The organism is Micromonospora sp. NPDC000121 (assembly GCF_042899165.1).
Classification (GTDB): Bacteria; Actinomycetota; Actinomycetes; order Mycobacteriales; family Micromonosporaceae; genus Micromonospora.
Genome location: NZ_JBIAZP010000011.1, coordinates 73,222 through 89,391 on the forward strand (window position 1 = coordinate 73,222; position 16,170 = coordinate 89,391).

The window sequence follows — 16,170 nt, forward strand, 5'->3', positions numbered from 1 at the left end:
TGGCGGGCGTGCCGGCGGGGTTCGCGGCCGGCAGGCCGGTTGTCAGGTGGAGCTGGTGAGGGACGACCAGACCGTGAAGTGCCGGCGCATCGCGATCCGGGCGCCCTCGCCGTCCCGCTCGCCGATCGCCTCCACGATCCCGTAGTGCACGGTGTCGATCACCCGGGTCTTGCCCGCCTGCAGGGGCTCCCGCTCGACGGCGCGCCGGCGGCGCTCGACCACCTCGCTGCGCAGCGCGTGGCTCAGGCCGTCGTGCAGCAGCGTGAAGATCGGGTTGTCGACGATCCGGTAGAGCCGGCGGTGGAACTCCAGGTCCGCCTCCAGGGCGCGGTCGTCCTCACCGGCGGCGCTGGCCTGGACCATCTCGTCGACCAGGCCCCGCAGGGCGTCGACGTCGTCGGCCGTGGCCATCCGGGCGGCGGCCTCCGCGACCGACACCTCCAGCATCTCCCGTGCCGAGCTGAACTGGTCGTGGCTCAGGTGACCGAGCTGGCGGCAGAGGTCGAAGTAGAGCTGGATGAAGCTGGCGTCCGGCACGTCGAGGTAGGAACCCCGGCCCTGCGTACGGTCGAGGAAGCCGAGGATCTCCAGCATCGACAGCTGCTCCCGCAGCGTTCCCCGGCTGACGTCCAGCGAGGTGACCAGCTCGCGCTCGGTGGGCAGCCGGAGGCGGCCGGTCTGCGGCTCCGGGGTCGCCCGCTCGGCGAGGCTCTGCACCAGCAGCGCCAGGTCAATGCCCACCTGCCCACCTCCCTGTGAGATTGGTCGTACCAATGCCCCGAGATTATGTCGGCGTTACGTGCAGGTCAACAAATTGGTCGGACCTTTTTCGCGGGAGGTGGAGGGTGCGCCATCGCGGCATCGCCGGTCGCGGGCGGGATTAATGCGTAGAGTGAAGTGTCCGTGACTTGATGTAGTTGCCGTTGGGGTCGGTGCGAGATGCCGGTGCAGAGGCACGACGACCGTCCGGTGGAGCGGCCGTCGGGTCTGGTCCCACCGGCCGTCGCGCTCGACCGCGTGACGGAGTTGCGGCTGCACGGGGTCGGCGGCACGACACCGGAGAACCTGCTCGCCGACGTGGCGCCGCAGCTCGTCTCCGGCGACGGGACGGCCGGCTTCTTCCGCACCGCCGACGTCAAGGGGCGGCACGTCGAGGCGTACTCCTGGGGTGGGCTGACCTCGCGCAGCGCCACCCGCGCGCTGTGGCTGTTGCTGCTGCCGTTCACGCTGGTCAACGTCGCGGGCTGGATGTGCACGCCGGCGGCGTGGCGCGGCACGCTCCGGTTCCGGGTGCACCGCGCGGTCGTCCGCTGGGCGGCGCTGGGCCTGACGGTCAACCTGCTGCTGCTCGTCGCGATGACCACCATGGACGTCGTCGCCTACCAGTGCGGCGTCCGGGCCGCCTGCGCAGACCGGTGGTGGCTGCGGTGGCTGCACACCGACGGATTCGTCGACCATCCGGCGCGCCGCGTTCTCGTCGGCGCTCTGGTGCCGTTGCTGGTCGCGATCGGGCTGCTGGCCCTCAGCGGCCGTTCGCTGTCCCGCTACGAGCAGGTGCCGCCACCGCAGCGGGGCGAGTCGCTGCGGGCGATGAGCGACGTGACGCCGGCCCGGCCCGGGGTGGGCCTGACCGACCCCGACTTCTGGAACGGCGGCGGCAGCGTCGCCCGGCTCGCGCTGCTGCACCTGGGCGCGGCCTGCGGTTTCATCGGCTGGATCACCGCGTACACCGCCCGGTCGATCCCCCTGGCGGCGGGTGCGGTGCCGGCGTACGACGGATTGGCCATCGTCGTGACCTGGCTCGCCGCGGCGGCCGGCCTGGGCGCGGTGCTGCTGCTGACGCCGTCCCGGATCGGGCGGGCGGCGGCGCTCTCCGTCGCCGGGCTCGGTCTGCTGGCGATTGTCGGAGGGGCGGTCGTCGCGCTGGCGCAGCCGGCGGTCGCCCCGCCGGGGGCCGGCCGGTGGGCGCCGCTACCCGGCATGCAGACGGCGGTGAACTGGACGTACGCCCTCTGCCTCGGCGCGACGGCGGCGGTGCTCGCGTCGGCCGCCGTCAACGGGCACCGGCGCGGGGCGTTCCGCTACGCCGGCCCGTTCGCGCTGACCGTGCTGGCCGCGGTGGTGCTCAACGCGGTCGGGGTCGGCACGATGATCCGCGTCGCGGACCTGCTCGGCACGGTGTCCAACCCCGGCGCCGGCGACGGCCGCCCCGACCGGCTCTACGTCTACGACATGGTCTACGCCCTCACGCCCTACCTGACGCTGCTGCCGATCGCGATCGTGGTGGGCTTCGTGCTGGTGCAGGCCGTGGTGCTGTGGCGGGCGGCCGGACCCGACCGCCGCCGGCGGATCCACGACGAGTACGCCGCCCTGACGACGCCGCAGCCGTCGAGCGCCTGGGACGCGTCCGCCCTGGCCGAGTCGACGGGGCTGGCCCGGGCGCTGCGCGGCGGCTGGACGGCGCGGATCGCCCGGGGCCGGCAGTTGGCGGTGCTGGCCCGGGACGTCGACCTGCTGTTCAGCCTCCTGACCGTCGCCGCCCTCGCCGTCTTCGGGTACGTGCTCGTCGTCGCCGGGGTTCACCACGCATTGCCGTGGGCGCCGCGCGGCGCGCTCACCGTGTCGACCTGGCTCGCCGCCGGAGCGCCGGTGGCGGTGCTGACCCTGATGCTGCGGGGCTGGCGCGGGCTGGCGGACCGCCGCCACCTCGGCGTGCTGTGGGACATCGGCACCTTCTGGCCCCGCGCCTACCACCCGCTCGCCCCACCGTCGTACAGCGAACGCGCCGTGCCGGACCTGCAGCGCCGGCTGTGGCGCATCCACGACCACGGCGGCGCGGTGGTGCTCGCCGCGCACAGCCAGGGCACCGTCATGGCGGTCGCCGCGCTCCTGCAGGAGAAGAGCCGGCCGCGGCGCGGGGGCCGGCCCGCCGGTCACGTCGCGCTGGTCACCTTCGGCAGCCCGCTGACCAAGCTGTACGCCTGGGGCTTCCCCGCCTACTTCGCCGACGGCGCCCTGGGCGCGGGCCGGCCCACGGTGTGGCGGTGGCGGAACTTCTACTACGAGACCGACTTCATCGGCGGCCCGATCTTCCCGGACGACCCCGGGAACGACGTCGACCAACTGCTCACCGATCCACCGACCGCCTGGTACGTGCACGGCCAGCAGCCACCCGTCCTCGGCCGCCACTCCGGCTACTGGACCGACCCCCGCGTCTGGGACCTGGTCGACCGCTACGCCGCAGAACTGCCCCTCCCGCCCGCGCGGTCGCGGTAGCCCCGGCCGGCGTCGCCCCGTGGCCGCGCCGCCCCGCCGGACCGGCTGACGCGGCGCCGGTGCGCGCACCGGACGTCGGCGGGTCAGGTCAGGTGCACGGTGACACCTGCTGTCCGCAGATCCGCCACGATCTTCTCGTCCGCGGCGCCGTCGGTCACCAGCGTGTCCACCGCGGCGGCGTCACAGATCTTCGCGAAGGAGTGGCGGCCGAGCTTCTCGGAGCCGGCGACGACCACCACCTGCCGCGCCCGGTTGACCATCAACGCGTCGATGCCCGCCTCGCTCTCGTCATGGCAGGACGTCCCCTCGGTGGAGAACCCGTCCACCCCCAGAAAGAGGACGTCCAACCACAGGGACTGCATCACCATGCTGGTCAGCGGCCCGGTCAGCTCGTACGACTGGGGCAGGGCGACCCCGCCGAGGATGACGGTGCGCAGGTACGGCCGCAGCACCATCTCGGTGGCGATGTTCAGCGCGTTGGTCACCACGGTCAGGGCCGGCCGGTGGGTGGCCTGGGTCAGGTCGGGTCGCGCGGCGAGATGACGGGCGGTGGCCGACGTCGTGGTGCCGCCGTTCAACCCGACGACGCTGCCCGGTTCGACGAGTTCGGCGGCGGCTGCGGCGATGCGTTCCTTGGTGCTGTCGTCGCCGCGGTAGCGGTAGCGGACGGGCAGGTCGTAGGCGACGGAGCTGGCCACGATGCCACCGTGGGTACGGGTCACCAGCTGCTGCTCGGCCAGAGCGGTGAAATCACGGCGGACGGTCGCCTCGGAGACCTGCAGCGCGTTGGCGGCCTCGACGACGGAGAGCCGCCCGCCCTGCGCGGCCAGGATCTCCAGCAACGCCTGCAGCCGGCGGGAGCGGTCCGCCATCCCGCCCGACGCGGTGGCCCCCGTCGTGGTGTCGGTGGAGGTCACTTGACGGCTCCCGCCGTGAGACCGGCGACCAGGCGCTTCTCGACCGCGGCGAAGAGGAGGACCACGGGAATGATGCTGACGACCGAGACGCCGAAGACGTAGTGCCAGGCGGAGTCGTACTGGCCGACGAACTTTGTGATCGCCACCGACAGGGGCTGGTTCTCCGCCGTGGTCAGGACGACCAGGCTCGCCGCGAACTCGTTCCAGCAGGCGACGAAGGTGAAGATGATGGCGGTGACGATGCCGGGCCACACCAGGGGCAGGGTCACCCGGCGCAGCGTCTGCAGTTTGCCCGCGCCGTCCATCATCGCCGCCTCGTCGATCTCCTTGGGTATGCCGGAGAAGAAGCTGTGCATGATCCACACGGCGAAGCTCAGGTTGAAGGCGGCGTTGACGAGGATCATCGCCAGCCAGGTGTCGTCCAGGCCGACCATCAGGAACTGCCGGAACAGTCCCGGCGCCAGCACGGTCGGCTGGAGCATCTGCGTGGCCAGTACCAGCAGGAGGAAGGCGCCGCGGCCGGGGAACCGGTGCTTGGCCGTGTAGTAGGCGGCGGGCAGGGCGACCGCGAGCACCAGCAGGGTGCCGCAGACGGAGATGACGAGTGTGGAGACGAGGTTGTACGGCAGCGGCGTCTCCGGCGTGGACCACATGGTGGCGTAGTTGGACGGGATCCACTCCGTCGGCAGGTAGGTGGGCGGGATGCGCAGGATCTCCGCGTGCCGCTTGAAGGACCCGACGAGCATCACCAGGTACGGCGCGAGGAACACCAGCGCCACCACCGCGCCCGCCGCCGTTTTGAGCCACCGCCGGCCGCCGCGCCTCCGGGGTCGGTTGCCCCGGCGCGCGCCCGCGGCGCCCGCGCCTACCTGCCGGTCGGTCGTGTCTGGGGTCGTCGTCACCACGGCTACTCGTCTCTCATCGGCCGCAGAGCCGCCAGGTAGATGCCGATCACCGCGAGGACGATCAGGAAGTTCACCACGCTGAGCGCGCTGGCGAGGTCGACCTGACGGTCCTGCTGGATGTACTTGAAGATCAGCGTCGTGGTGGTGTCCGCGTCGTACCCGGGGATGCTGCCAGTCATCGTGCGCAGGATGGGCAGGGAGTTGAACACGTTGATGATGTTGATGAGCACCGCGACGGCGATCGCGGGCCGCAGGGCGGGCAGGATGATGCTGCGGTAGACGCGGCCGGGCCCGGCGCCGTCCATCCGGGCCGCCTCGACCACGTCCTCGGGCACCATCTGCAACCCGGCGAGGAGGGTGTAGGTGGTGAACGGAAGGGACACGAAGACGGCCACCACCATGGACACCACGAACGCGGGCACCGTTCGACGGGTGAACCCGAACCCGGCGTCGAGGATGCCGAGGTCCACCAGGAACTGGTTGACGATCCCGTAGAACGGGTCGAGGGCGTAGTAGAAGACGGTGGAGGTCATGACGACGCTGGCCGCCCACGGCACGATCACCGCCAGCCGGACCAGGCGCCGGCCGGGGAAGGCGTGGTTCAGGAACTGGGCCAGGGCCAGGGAGATCAGCAGCGTCACCACGACCACACCGATCACCCAGATCACGGTGTTGCCGAACACCCGCCCCAGCGCGGGGGCGTTCAGCAGCGCGGCGTAGTTGTCCAGCCCCGCCGGGCCGCGGTCGACTCCGGCCTGCGAGACGTCCCGCGAGGACGTCCACACCATGTAGGCGGCGGGGAACAGGACGACCGTGACGATCAGGCCCAGCGCGGGCAGCAGCCAGGGCAGGGCCGTCGCCAACTGCCGGTGGGCCGCTCGCGCGGACCTGCCGGTCGGCGCTGGCGCCTGCCTGGTCTGCTCGCTCATCGTGTCCTCGATCGGAATGCGTACGGGCACCGCACCGTCAGGCGTCGGCCTTGGCCTGGATGTCGCTCAGTACCGCCTGCGGATCCTTGCCCTGCCCGATCTGGCCGATCTGGCTCTGAATCGCGCCCTGCGTGGCCGCCCAGCGGGAGTTGGTGCTCGGGTAGAACCGGGCGCCCGGCAGGACCTGCAGGAAGCTGGCGATCTCCTTCTTGTCCTTCAGCGCCTCGGCCCCCGACCTGGTGGTGGGCAGGAAGCCCTCGGTGTCGACGAACTTCTTGTAGACCTCGGCGCTGAAGAAGTGGTCCAGGAACGCCTTGACCGCCTCCCGCTTGCTGCCGTCGTTCTTGAACGCCATGAGGTGGTCGGCCACCCCGAGGGTCATCGGCTGCCCGTCGCGGGTCGGAATCGGCGCGGTCCCGTACTTGAGGCTCGGGTTCTTCTGCGCGATCTGCCCCACCGTGGGCGGCAGCCCCACGGCCATGGCGATCTTGCCCTGGATGAACACGTCCAGCATCGGGGTGCGGTCGCTCGCGCCGGGGTCGGGCTGGGTCAGCCCCGCGTCGATCATCCGCTTCATGAACTGCACCGCCTCGAGGTTGCGGGGGCTGTTCGCGGTGATCTTGTCGCCCTCGTTCCACGAGCCGCCGTTGCCGTAGACCCAGATCGACGTCTCCGCCTGGGCCTCCTCGCTGCCCAGCGGCATGCCGTAGCCGTAGACGCCGGCGTTGAGCCCCTTGATCTTCTGCGCCGCGTCGTACAGTTCCTGCCAGGTCGCCGGGGGCTTGGCCACGCCGGCCCTGGTGAACACGTCCTGGTTGTAGAAGAGGGTGCGGGCCGAGGCGATCATCGGCAGGCCGTACATGGTGCCGTCGATCGAGGCGTTCTTGGCGAAGGAGTCCTGGAAGTCGCTCAGGGTCTCGGGGGAGAGGACCTCGCTGGCCGGGTAGAGCAGGTCGTCGGCGGCGTAGCCGGAGAACGCGTCGATGTTGAGGATGTCCGGCGCGGAGTTCGCCTGCACCTTGGTGCGGATGACGTCGTTGATGTTGTCCCAGGACTGGATCTCGAGGTCGACGGTGATGCCCTGGTTCTTGGCCTGGAAGTCGGCGATGATGCCCTCCCAGAGGGCCTTGGTGCCGGTGCTGTAGCTGGGTACCAGCAGCGACACCGTCTTGCTGTCACCGCTCGCCTCGTCGTTGCCGCCGAACCCGCAGGCGGTCAGGGCCAGGCCGGTGATCGCGAGCGCCGCCGTCGTGCGCAGGAATCGTTTCACTTCTGCCTCCATAAGGGACGGAACGTGAACAGCCGTGATCAGACGCGCGCGGTCGCTGCTCGTTCCTGACTGGTTAGCCCATGAACCTTCCACGATCGTGCTGTAGCAGGGATTCTGCGATGCTCGTCGATGAGCGTCAAGGCCAACCGCTCACGATTCGGTCACGGTCGATGCGCTACGGACACCGACGCCTGTGGATCCCGCTCGCCGGCCACGACCCGGCAGAAGTTCGCGACCGTGACGGCCATCGCCTCCCTGTGCCGGTGCCAGACAACGGCGCGGGCCGACCAGTTCCGGCTGACTTCGGTACGACGCTGAACGTCGCCTTCACCGCCAGTGTGCGTGGCACCCTGGCGGGGCAGCCCACGACGCACCTCGTCCGCGCGAAACCGCGCGGTCTGGCAGGGATCCGAGCATAAATGGTCGCCTCCCCGTTCGGCAATGCTGGCCGCACGATCCGCGCATGGCCGCCCAGACATGGCGGACAGCCCTTGCCATCGATGAACGTTTGATTGACACTGCTCAACAGTCATGGCAAGTAGGCAAGTTCGATCAGGCTCCGTCATCGAGGAGTGATCACTGTGGTCCCAACGCCTGAGTTCAGTCCGTCCCGTCGTGACCTGCTCCGATCCGGTGTCGTGCTCGGCGCCGCCGCCGGCCTCGGCGGCGCCGTCGGCGCCCCCGCCGCGGCCGACCCCGGCGACGCCGCGCCCGAGCGCGGCAACGGCGAAAAGAGCATGACCAATGTGCCGTTCGAAGGCTTCGACCAGGTCCGCGTCGGGCTCATCGGTCTCGGCGAACGCGGCGGCGGCCAGGACCTGCGGTTCGCCGCCGTCTCGACGATCACCGCCGTCTGCGACATCCGCCCCGAGCGGGTCAACCGCACCGTCGGCCGGATCATGCGGCAGGGTTTCCAGGACACCGCGCCGGTCGGCTACTCCGCCGGCGAGGAGGACTACCTCAACCTCCTCCGCCGCGACGACATCGACCTCGTCTACATCGCCACCCCCTGGGAGTGGCACTACCCGATGGCGAAGGCGGCCATGGAGCACGGCAAGCACGTCGCCGTCGAACTGCCGATCGCGCCGTACCTGGACCAGATCTGGGACCTCGTCCGCACCTCGGAACGGACCAGGAAGCACTGCATCCTGCTGGAGAACGTCAACTACTTCCGGCCCGAGATGGCCATGTTCAACATGGCCATCCGGGGGCTGTTCGGCGACCTGCAGCACGCCTCCGGCGGGTACGTCCACGACCTGCGCTGGCCGTACCTGTTCGGCGGCGCCTACCACCCGGAGCACTGGCGGCGCCGGTGGCAGACCAGGATGAACGCCTCGCACTACCCGACCCACGGCCTGGGGCCGGTGTCGGCCACCCTGGGCATCAACCGCGGCGACCGGTTCGAGGAACTGATCGCGGTCGCGTCCCTGCCCAAGGCGTTGGCCCTCTTCCGCGAGGAGGACCCCCGGATCGGCTCCGACCACTCGTCGTGGGACGACGCCCCCTACATCTCCGGCGACCGGCACACCTGTTTCGTCACCACCACCAGTGGTCGCTTCATCCGGATCGAGCACGACGTCAACTCGCCGCACCCGTACAGCCGGGAGACCACGCTCACCGGCACCCGAGGGTCCATCGAGGTCGACAACGCCCGGATCTACCTCGAGTCGCTCGGCCACAAGAACCACACCTGGCGGAGCGGCACCGAGTACAACACCATCCTGCGCCAGCACGACCACTGGTTGTGGCCGACGCTGGAGCAGTTGGCCAGCCAGTACGGCGGCCACGGCGGCGGCGACTTCATCTCCATCTGGCGCCTGGTCCAGACGATGCGGCTCGGCATGACCCCCGACATCGACGTCTACGACTCGGCGGCCTGGTGTTCGGTGATCCCGCTCAGCCACGAGTCGTTGAAGACCGGCCGGATGCACCCGGTCAAGGTGCCCGACTTCACCCGCGGGCACTGGCAGGAGGCGCGGCCCACGTTCGACCGGCCGAGGCCCGCGGACCCCTGGCTCGACAAGGACTAGCTCCTTCGACGCAACCGGCGCCGCGCCGGCCGATCACCGGCCGGCGCGGCGCCGACGAGCGTGAACGGCCCGGACCCGTGCCCCACCCGTGCCCACCGGCCCAGCACGCGCTGGCCGGCGCCGGCGAACCGGCAGGACGAACTGGGCCACAACGACAGTTGACGACTTGGCGGTCAGCCGGCGCCGGCGGTCGGCGGATCGCTCGGCGGTTCGCTCCGCGGCACGGGAGGCCCCTGGCCCTGACGGTCCTTCGCGCCGCCCGAACCGCCTTCCTCGTGGCGGGTGTCGTCGTGGCGCAACCGGTGGCCGAGCAGCTCCTCGATCCACTGGGCGGCCGCCTTCCGCATCGCCGTGATCTCCTGAAGCGCCCTCGCCAGCTCGTCCTCCCTTCCCTGCGCCGCCTGGTCGGCGGGGAGGCCCTCGACGTGCCGCTGCAGGATCGTCATCCACCTCTGGCTGAGTTGCTCGGCGCTGCGGGCCTGTCTGAGGTGCACGTCGAGTTCGTGCTCCAGTTTCAGTCGTGCCTCCGCGTACGGCAGGAGGGCGGCCTTGACGCGGTCGTCGAGCTGCACCCAGGCGTCGGGCTGACACGTGAGCTCCTTGCCGTTCCGGGTGTAAGGCCACGGCTCCATCGTGCGCAGCCTCTGCTGCAGCTCCTCTTCCAGTTCCCTCGCGGCGTGGGGTGGGAAGCTGCGGGAACGCTCGGCCGCGAACCGTTCCAGTCTCTGGGTCGCGTGCGGCATGAAGGACTGGGTGTGCCAGCTCAACAACTCGGGATGCAGTCCCTCCGACGACCACGTGAGGGTGGCGTGCACGGTGAAGGTGAACACGTAGCCTCGGGCCGGCACCACGATCGGCTCCGCCCTCCGTTGTACGACGACCCGGCCGGGCGCGGGCGAATCCGGCGCCCGGACGAGTTCCAGTTGCTGGAGTGTGGCGTGCAGGCTCTTCCAGCGCTTCTTCGACCACTCGCCGACGTCCTTGCCCGCGTCCCGCGCGGCCTTCAGCGCTCGGCTGCCGCGTTGTTTCCAGCCTTCCGGAGGTGTCGACTCGGTGCCGGGGGTGTCGGTCATGTCAGCCCTCCCTCGTCGCGGATTCCCTCTGAGCGGGTGGCCAGGCTGGACGGCTCCTTCGGTGTGCTCGCTGGGCGGGGCAGGCTCTGACCGACGAGTGTCATGCCACGGAGCGGCATCACTTCGTCGCCGGTGACGTCTCGATGATCCGTCCTGAAGCTAACAAGGCGACGGTGTGACTCGCCGCCGTCACGCCGAGGTGACGACGACCGATCCAGATATTTTGACATGTACGACTGTCCGGTCATTTCCCCATACGGCTCTGCCCGATGGAGGATCCGGCAGCAGAGATGACGGTTACCGCCGCTGTCCACGCCCCCGGCCGCGGACAGCGGGAATGGGTTACCAGCCCGGATAACGCTCCCACCAGTGCGGATCGGTCTCGTCGCCGTAGCCGCTGCCGGACGGGCCGTCCGCGAATTCGGTGAGGAGGTCCCGGGCCAGGACGTCGGCGACCCACACCAACTCGACTCGGGAGACCAAGTCGACGGGAAGCGCATTGACGCCGTGCGCGGCACCGAGGAACGCCCCGGCGGCAGCGGCCACGTGCTCGCCGTGCGGAACGGATGCGGCAAAGAGTAGGGCGTCGCGTAGCTGCGAGCGGTCGGGAAAGGAGAGCGCGACGTAGACGGCTCCGGCCAGTGCCGATGCCGCACGAGCGTCCGGCGCGAGCTGCGTCAGGACCTCTGCTTGGCGTGGACGTGTCCGCCCGGCGTGCAGGGCCGGTGCGAGTGGCAGCCCGGTCAGGACCGTCACGATCGACTGGCACTCCCGCTGCGCGAGTTCCGTTGCCTTCTCGACGTCCTGACGTTTGACGACGTTCGCTATCACCGTGGCGCCCAGCGCTGCGGCATCGGCCGCTGCTGGGCCGTGGGTGGTGGCTGCGATTTCCGCCGCAAAACGCCCGGGTTGCGGCCCCCACCCTTGAATGAGCCCGGCGGGCAGGCTCCGGGTGAGCCCATGGGCCCCGACGCTGGTCCAGTCAGCTTTCCCGGCCGCGTACGTGGGGTGGCTCTGCAGCGCGGAGACGGTGGCGGGAGCCGATCCACGCCGGGCTGCCAACGCCGGCACCTGAGCAAGCCAGCCGTCCGGCCAGTCCTGCTCCTTCCAGCGCTTGATCCCAGGGATGCCCTGCATCGCGGCCCACCTGGTGTAGGCGTGGCGCACCACGCTCGGTGGATGGCAGATGCCCTTGTGGGTCCCCCGGATGTTTGCCCGGATGATGCCCTCGATGGTGAAGCAGGCGAGCTGGCCGGCGCTGGTGGCCGGCAGGGTTCCGCCCGCCGGTACCTTGCCGCCCGTCGCGCCGATCGCGTCACCGAGCATCAGCCCGAGCACGCAGCCCCGAGCGGTCGCGAGCTGCTCCGCCGTCACCTTGGTCACCCTGAAAAGCATAGGAGCGGGTGGCACGCGGGCGTTGCGGGGTCGTGTGGCTGGCGACGGGGCGGAGGCCGGCGAGCTGGACGTAGACCTCGCGCTTGGCGATCGCCTGGCCCCGTCGATTCAGGACGTAGCCGGTCAGCCAGATCCAACCGTGGTACGTCGGTTGGTCGGACACCGAGACGACTCGGAAGGTCAGGGCGCGATCCCCGGCGAACTGCACCGAGGCACGGCCGTCGACGACGAGCAGGTCGCCGGGAGAGGGTCGCGCGGTCACCAGTGGCCGGAGTTGTGGTGGTACTCCTGCGGCGGCCGGCACTCCCGCGCGTGCATGGTCTGCCAGTCGCGCAGCGCCCGCTTGATCCGGTCGTTCTCCTGGCTGAGCAGCCGGACCGCCTCGTTGAGCATGGCCAGCTCGTCGGCCACCCGGGCCTGGAACTCGCGTACCTCCACGGGGTCGACGCCGCGCCGGCGCGCGGCGAACTCGCGGGTCCGCACCTCGTGCGGCGTCAACCGGCCCGGGTAACCGGCCGGGTAGGGCAGGCCACCTCGATACACCTGAGCCACGACGATCCTCTCCAGGGCGGGCGGGAGCGCGAAAGGGTCCCGGCGGTGGGTGTGGAAGGGCGGGTCGCCCGCGTGGGGGCCGCGGACGACCCGCCCGCTCCGCCGCCGCAGCCCGATTCAGCGGTACGACAGCAGAGCAGTCCGGTGGGTCGGGACGGGCACGGGCACCCGCCCCGACCAGGGGGATGCCTCTGCTCCTTGTTGCCACGCAAGGGGAGAGGCGGACATCAACTTAGCTGTCCCAGTCGCCTGAGTCAAACGGTGAGTTGTTGCAGGGTGTCGTTACGTGATCGAATTGGCGTGCCACGCAGGGGGAGTCATGCCGATCACCGCCGACTACATCCGCATCGCCGACGAGATCGTCGCCGACATCAGAGCCAAGAAGCTCAAGCCGGGCGACAAGTTGCCCTCAATTACGCAGCTCGCTGCAAGACACAAGGTCAGCCCGTCCACCGTCAAGCAGGTCTACGTGCGGCTCGAAGCGCTGCGGGTGATCTGGCGACACCAGGGCAAGGGCGTCTTCGTGAACGATCCCAAGCTCTGGATGCGGGAGCCGTAGGGAGCGGGCCGGCTGGCGCTCGACAGTGGATCTCCCGGCTCCTCGCGGAAGTGACGGGTAGCCGACAGTGGCGAGGTGGGTGCGCCGTGTGTGTCACACCGGGGCGGGAAGCTGGATGTCCGACCCCTCGGAGGTGCCACATGCCGTACGTGAGGCCTCATGTCCGACGGAACGGGTCCCGGGTGCGGGGCCACAACCGCAGGCGGCGGCGCGCCGGTGGCGGAAGGCCCGCGCGGCGTGGTCGTTCCGGGGGCGGCTCGGGGAACAGTTGGGGTCTCGCCCTCGGCGGAGCGGCCGTCCTCGCCGCCGTCATCCTGATCGTTGACTTCGTCCAGCGGCACCCCTACTGGTCGGCCTTCCTGGCTGTCGCCGCCATCGCGGCCGCCACCGTCCTGTTGTCGGTCAGGGCCAAACAGTCGGCACGCCGGCGCGCCGAGCAGGCCGAGCGCGACCGGGCCGTCGCGGTCACCGACGCGATGAGCGGGGCCGAGTTCGAGCAGTGGTTCGCCAGACTGCTCGACGCGTCCGGGTTCCGGCACGTCCGGGTCCGGGGCGGCTCCGGGGACCGGGGAGCCGACGTCACGGCGGTCGCCCCGGACGGTCGGCGCGTCGTGGTGCAGTGTAAGCGGCAGAGCCCTACGAACCGGGTCGGCAGCGCCGCCATCCAGCGGTTCGCGGGCACCTGTCGCGAGGTGCACGGCGGCGAGCTGTGCATGATCGTCACCAACGGGTCCTTCACCGCCGGTGACGGCGTGCAGCTCGCCCGGCAACTCGACATCGTCCTGGTCGACCGGCGGAAACTGGAGGCCTGGGCCTGGAAGCGGACGCCACCGCCGGGCCTGATCGGCGGGTGACCATTGACCCTGATCGAAGCAGACCTCACCGCAACTGGCAGTCGGCAGCTCTGCCCGGGCCGGAGGTCGGCACGCGGAAGCGCAATCCCACGGCCGGCTGACTTCGTGATGGCGGGCAGTTGGTGCCGCCCTGCAAAATGATGACTCCAACAGGCGGCCCGGTAAGGAGCCACTTATGACGAGCGGCGACAACCAGTGGGTGGCGAGCGTGCCGTTCTCTTCGGGTACTTCGTTCGCGGGACGGCTTGCCCTGCTCGGCGGGACGCTCGCGCTCACCGACGAGGAAGTGACGTTCACGCCAGTAGCAGGGTTCGGCCGTGTCCGTCGGATCGCGTTGGTGGACATCGAGAGCGTCACCGCCCATGCCGATACGCCGCCACGGCTGCGTATCACCACCAGCACAGGCAGCCGGGTGGTCTTCATGGTTCTTCCGAGCCGGGCCGCGACGATGTGGTCGTCGGACCCCTCGGCGCGGGACGAGGCGGTAGCCAGGATCAACGCTCGCCTCGTGCAATGACCGACGTCCCCGCACCCAGTGGATCTTGTTTCGATGGACCAGTGGCGACCTCGACCGGCATGTGGTGCGGGCGGCCATGGCAGACGCCGTCGGGCGGGTCTGCCCGCCGGACGCCACCAAGAAAGCCCTCGCCGGTCTCAAGTTCAGCGCCGCGTTGGCCGAACGACTGGCGGTGGCGACCCTGGCCGCGCGGCTGGCCGACCTGCCGGCGGCACGCGCGGTGCTCGTCGAGCCCGCCCGGGTGGCGCATCTGACGGCCTGACCAGGACCGGATCGGGCTGGGGAACCGGTCAGTTCGGGTGGGCGGGTTGGTCGAGGATGGCGCTGAAGCGCTCCTCGGCCAGGTCGAGCTGGTCGAGGATGTGCCGCTTCACCGGCGCCGACAGGGGAGTGTCCGGCCGGGTGACGAGGTCCCGGTAGACCGGCACCAGCGGCCGGTACTTCGCCGCCGACGAGGCCACCTTCGGCCCGACGGTGTGGATGACGCCCACCCCGTTGTCGGTGAAGTCGGAGATCTTGATGACCCGCGCCCACGGCTCCCGGGCCAGGCTGGACGCCACGTGCTCCCGGTACTGGACGTGCTTGTCGCGCCCCGGGTCGTACGCCGGGTTGGTGACCGCGCCGACCAGGCGGGCCACGCGCGGGCCGAACCGCTGCGCCAGGACGGCCAGCGCCGCGGCGGTGCGGTCGTCGCCGGCGTGCTCCCCGGCCAGCTCGTCGGGGTGGTCCTCCACCGCGTCGTGCAGCAGACCGGCGACGATCACGTCGACGTCGCGGACCTGGTAGTGGTGCATCATCCGGATCGCCACCCGCAGCAGGTGGTTCAGGTAGGGCTCGCGTACCCGCCGGTCGTCGCGGTGCAGCTCGGCGGCCAGGTCGAGGGCCTCGGTGAGCCGCTCCCGGGCGGCCTCGTCGAACGCGCGCAGCTCCAGCCGGAACCGGGCCAGCAGGCCGGGCTCGCCGTGGATCTCGGTGATCGCGTGCATCGGCATGGTGGCCAGGTAGGCGGGAAACTCCATGCGCCACTTATAGCCGATCTTCACCATGTCGTGGACCCCTGGCGTCGGGTGCCCGACGCACCGCCCCGCGCACCAGGGCCGGCGCGGGGCTCAGGCCCGGCCACCGCCGGAGCGTCCGGCGGCGGCGCCGCTGACCCGGACCGCCTTGACGATGGCCGGGATCGACCCGATCAACAGCACCAGCCCCCAGACGACGGCGACCACGGCGAAGACCAGCGCCCCGAGGTCGTCGACGATGCTGACCAGGATCACCGGCACCAGCCGGTGCAGGAACTCCAGCAAGACGGTGCACAGCAGCGTGGTGAGGGCGAGCAGCACCAGGCCCTTGTTCTGGGCGAAGCGGGGCTGGGCGGCCAGCAGCAGCCCCGCCCAGGCGAGCTTGAGCAGCAGCACCAGCCCGAGCAGCACCGACGCGTCGCCGACCGGGAAGAACCCCCACAGGGCCAGGTAGGCCAGCGTGCCGAACGGCGGCGCCAGGAACAGCGACACCATGACGGTCAGCTCGACGAAGGCGACCAGCAGCGCGACGAACGCCGCGATGATCAGCACGATCGAGAAGACCAGCGTCGCGACGCCCTGCACCCGGCCCTGGACGCGGTCCGGCAGCACCAGGCTCAGGCAGAACAGCCCGGTGGTCCAGACGGCGACCGCGTCGACGAGCGCCAGGTAGCCGGTGCCCCGGCCGGACGGCTCGCTGACCCCGGACACGTCGGCGACCTCCACGTCGAGCGTCCCGGCGCTGTCCCGCAGCGCCGCGCCGGCGTCCCCGCCGCCGACGAGCAGCCCGGCGCCGAGCTCGACGCCGAGCGCCAGGCCGACCGCGAGCATCGCCAGCAACAGGAACGGCTTCCGCAGCTCACCCATGTCGGGCCCC

Annotated in this window: 16 protein-coding genes; 6 read left to right on the plus strand and 10 right to left on the minus strand. The window is 70.7% G+C overall.

Annotated features, from left to right (window positions below):
• Positions 1-42 precede the first annotated feature (42 nt).
• Complete coding sequence (locus ACFY23_RS26015) at positions 43-741, minus strand: FCD domain-containing protein (protein WP_350685226.1); 699 nt, start codon at positions 739-741, stop codon at positions 43-45.
• Between the two features lie 198 nt (positions 742-939).
• Between ACFY23_RS26015 and ACFY23_RS26020 the strand changes: the two genes are divergently transcribed.
• Positions 940-3,276, plus strand: a complete 2,337-nt coding sequence (locus ACFY23_RS26020) for a hypothetical protein (RefSeq protein WP_350685227.1) — start codon at positions 940-942, stop codon at positions 3,274-3,276.
• Positions 3,277-3,359: 83 nt separating this feature from the next.
• Here the strand turns inward: ACFY23_RS26020 and ACFY23_RS26025 are convergent, their stop codons facing one another.
• Genes ACFY23_RS26025 through ACFY23_RS26040 form a run of 4 tightly spaced genes read right to left on the minus strand, consistent with a single transcriptional unit; the run spans position 3,360 to position 7,297 of the window.
• Positions 3,360-4,148, minus strand: a complete 789-nt coding sequence (locus tag ACFY23_RS26025; protein WP_350685234.1) for a DeoR/GlpR family DNA-binding transcription regulator — start codon at positions 4,146-4,148, stop codon at positions 3,360-3,362.
• 41 nt (positions 4,149-4,189) lie between these two features.
• Positions 4,190-5,095 (minus strand): carbohydrate ABC transporter permease, encoded by a 906-nt coding sequence (locus ACFY23_RS26030; protein ID WP_350685228.1) that lies wholly within the window; start codon positions 5,093-5,095, stop codon positions 4,190-4,192.
• 5 nt (positions 5,096-5,100) lie between these two features.
• Positions 5,101-6,027, minus strand: a complete 927-nt coding sequence (locus tag ACFY23_RS26035) for a sugar ABC transporter permease (RefSeq protein ID WP_350685229.1) — start codon at positions 6,025-6,027, stop codon at positions 5,101-5,103.
• 37 nt (positions 6,028-6,064) lie between these two features.
• The gene (locus ACFY23_RS26040) at positions 6,065-7,297 is read right to left on the minus strand and encodes an extracellular solute-binding protein (RefSeq protein WP_350685231.1); all 1,233 of its coding nucleotides are present in this window, start codon (positions 7,295-7,297) and stop codon (positions 6,065-6,067) included.
• A gap of 581 nt (positions 7,298-7,878) precedes the next feature.
• Between ACFY23_RS26040 and ACFY23_RS26045 the strand changes: the two genes are divergently transcribed.
• A complete protein-coding gene (locus ACFY23_RS26045; RefSeq protein WP_350819707.1) occupies positions 7,879-9,327 on the plus strand; it encodes a Gfo/Idh/MocA family oxidoreductase in 1,449 nt (482 codons plus the stop codon).
• Positions 9,328-9,500: 173 nt separating this feature from the next.
• Here the strand turns inward: ACFY23_RS26045 and ACFY23_RS26050 are convergent, their stop codons facing one another.
• The 3 genes from ACFY23_RS26050 to ACFY23_RS26060 form a co-directional block, all read right to left on the minus strand.
• Positions 9,501-10,400, minus strand: coding sequence for a hypothetical protein (locus tag ACFY23_RS26050; protein WP_350681973.1), 900 nt, complete (start codon positions 10,398-10,400; stop codon positions 9,501-9,503).
• Between the two features lie 342 nt (positions 10,401-10,742).
• Complete coding sequence (locus ACFY23_RS26055) at positions 10,743-11,783, minus strand: ADP-ribosylglycohydrolase family protein (protein ID WP_350681971.1); 1,041 nt, start codon at positions 11,781-11,783, stop codon at positions 10,743-10,745.
• 270 nt (positions 11,784-12,053) lie between these two features.
• The gene (locus tag ACFY23_RS26060; RefSeq protein WP_387038017.1) at positions 12,054-12,347 is read right to left on the minus strand and encodes a DivIVA domain-containing protein; all 294 of its coding nucleotides are present in this window, start codon (positions 12,345-12,347) and stop codon (positions 12,054-12,056) included.
• A 319-nt stretch (positions 12,348-12,666) separates the two neighbouring features.
• On the opposite strand from ACFY23_RS26060, the gene ACFY23_RS26065 reads away from it, so the two are divergent.
• The 4 genes from ACFY23_RS26065 to ACFY23_RS26080 all read left to right on the plus strand — a co-directional run bounded on the left by ACFY23_RS26065 (position 12,667) and on the right by ACFY23_RS26080 (position 14,539).
• Positions 12,667-12,906, plus strand: coding sequence for a winged helix-turn-helix domain-containing protein (locus ACFY23_RS26065; protein ID WP_350681969.1), 240 nt, complete (start codon positions 12,667-12,669; stop codon positions 12,904-12,906).
• Between the two features lie 182 nt (positions 12,907-13,088).
• The gene (locus ACFY23_RS26070) at positions 13,089-13,760 is read left to right on the plus strand and encodes a restriction endonuclease (RefSeq protein WP_350819708.1); all 672 of its coding nucleotides are present in this window, start codon (positions 13,089-13,091) and stop codon (positions 13,758-13,760) included.
• Between the two features lie 175 nt (positions 13,761-13,935).
• Positions 13,936-14,277, plus strand: coding sequence for a hypothetical protein (locus tag ACFY23_RS26075; protein ID WP_350681965.1), 342 nt, complete (start codon positions 13,936-13,938; stop codon positions 14,275-14,277).
• A gap of 76 nt (positions 14,278-14,353) precedes the next feature.
• Positions 14,354-14,539, plus strand: a complete 186-nt coding sequence (locus ACFY23_RS26080) for a hypothetical protein (protein ID WP_350681963.1) — start codon at positions 14,354-14,356, stop codon at positions 14,537-14,539.
• Between the two features lie 28 nt (positions 14,540-14,567).
• Here the strand turns inward: ACFY23_RS26080 and ACFY23_RS26085 are convergent, their stop codons facing one another.
• Positions 14,568-15,296 (minus strand): HD domain-containing protein, encoded by a 729-nt coding sequence (locus tag ACFY23_RS26085; protein ID WP_350681961.1) that lies wholly within the window; start codon positions 15,294-15,296, stop codon positions 14,568-14,570.
• A 90-nt stretch (positions 15,297-15,386) separates the two neighbouring features.
• Entirely contained in the window at positions 15,387-16,160 is a 774-nt protein-coding gene (locus ACFY23_RS26090; protein ID WP_350681959.1) for a hypothetical protein, read from the minus strand.
• Positions 16,161-16,170 lie beyond the last annotated feature (10 nt).

Coding starts and splice junctions, on each gene's coding strand:
- ACFY23_RS26025 (WP_350685234.1), bottom strand. CDS start 4,148: ATGGCGGACCGCTCCCGCCGGCTGCAGGCGTTGCTGGAGATCCTGGCC.
- ACFY23_RS26080 (WP_350681963.1), top strand. CDS start 14,354: ATGGCAGACGCCGTCGGGCGGGTCTGCCCGCCGGACGCCACCAAGAAA.
- ACFY23_RS26090 (WP_350681959.1), bottom strand. CDS start 16,160: ATGGGTGAGCTGCGGAAGCCGTTCCTGTTGCTGGCGATGCTCGCGGTC.
- ACFY23_RS26035 (WP_350685229.1), bottom strand. CDS start 6,027: ATGAGCGAGCAGACCAGGCAGGCGCCAGCGCCGACCGGCAGGTCCGCG.
- ACFY23_RS26065 (WP_350681969.1), top strand. CDS start 12,667: ATGCCGATCACCGCCGACTACATCCGCATCGCCGACGAGATCGTCGCC.
- ACFY23_RS26075 (WP_350681965.1), top strand. CDS start 13,936: ATGACGAGCGGCGACAACCAGTGGGTGGCGAGCGTGCCGTTCTCTTCG.
- ACFY23_RS26020 (WP_350685227.1), top strand. CDS start 940: ATGCCGGTGCAGAGGCACGACGACCGTCCGGTGGAGCGGCCGTCGGGT.
- ACFY23_RS26085 (WP_350681961.1), bottom strand. CDS start 15,296: ATGGAGTTTCCCGCCTACCTGGCCACCATGCCGATGCACGCGATCACC.
- ACFY23_RS26050 (WP_350681973.1), bottom strand. CDS start 10,400: ATGACCGACACCCCCGGCACCGAGTCGACACCTCCGGAAGGCTGGAAA.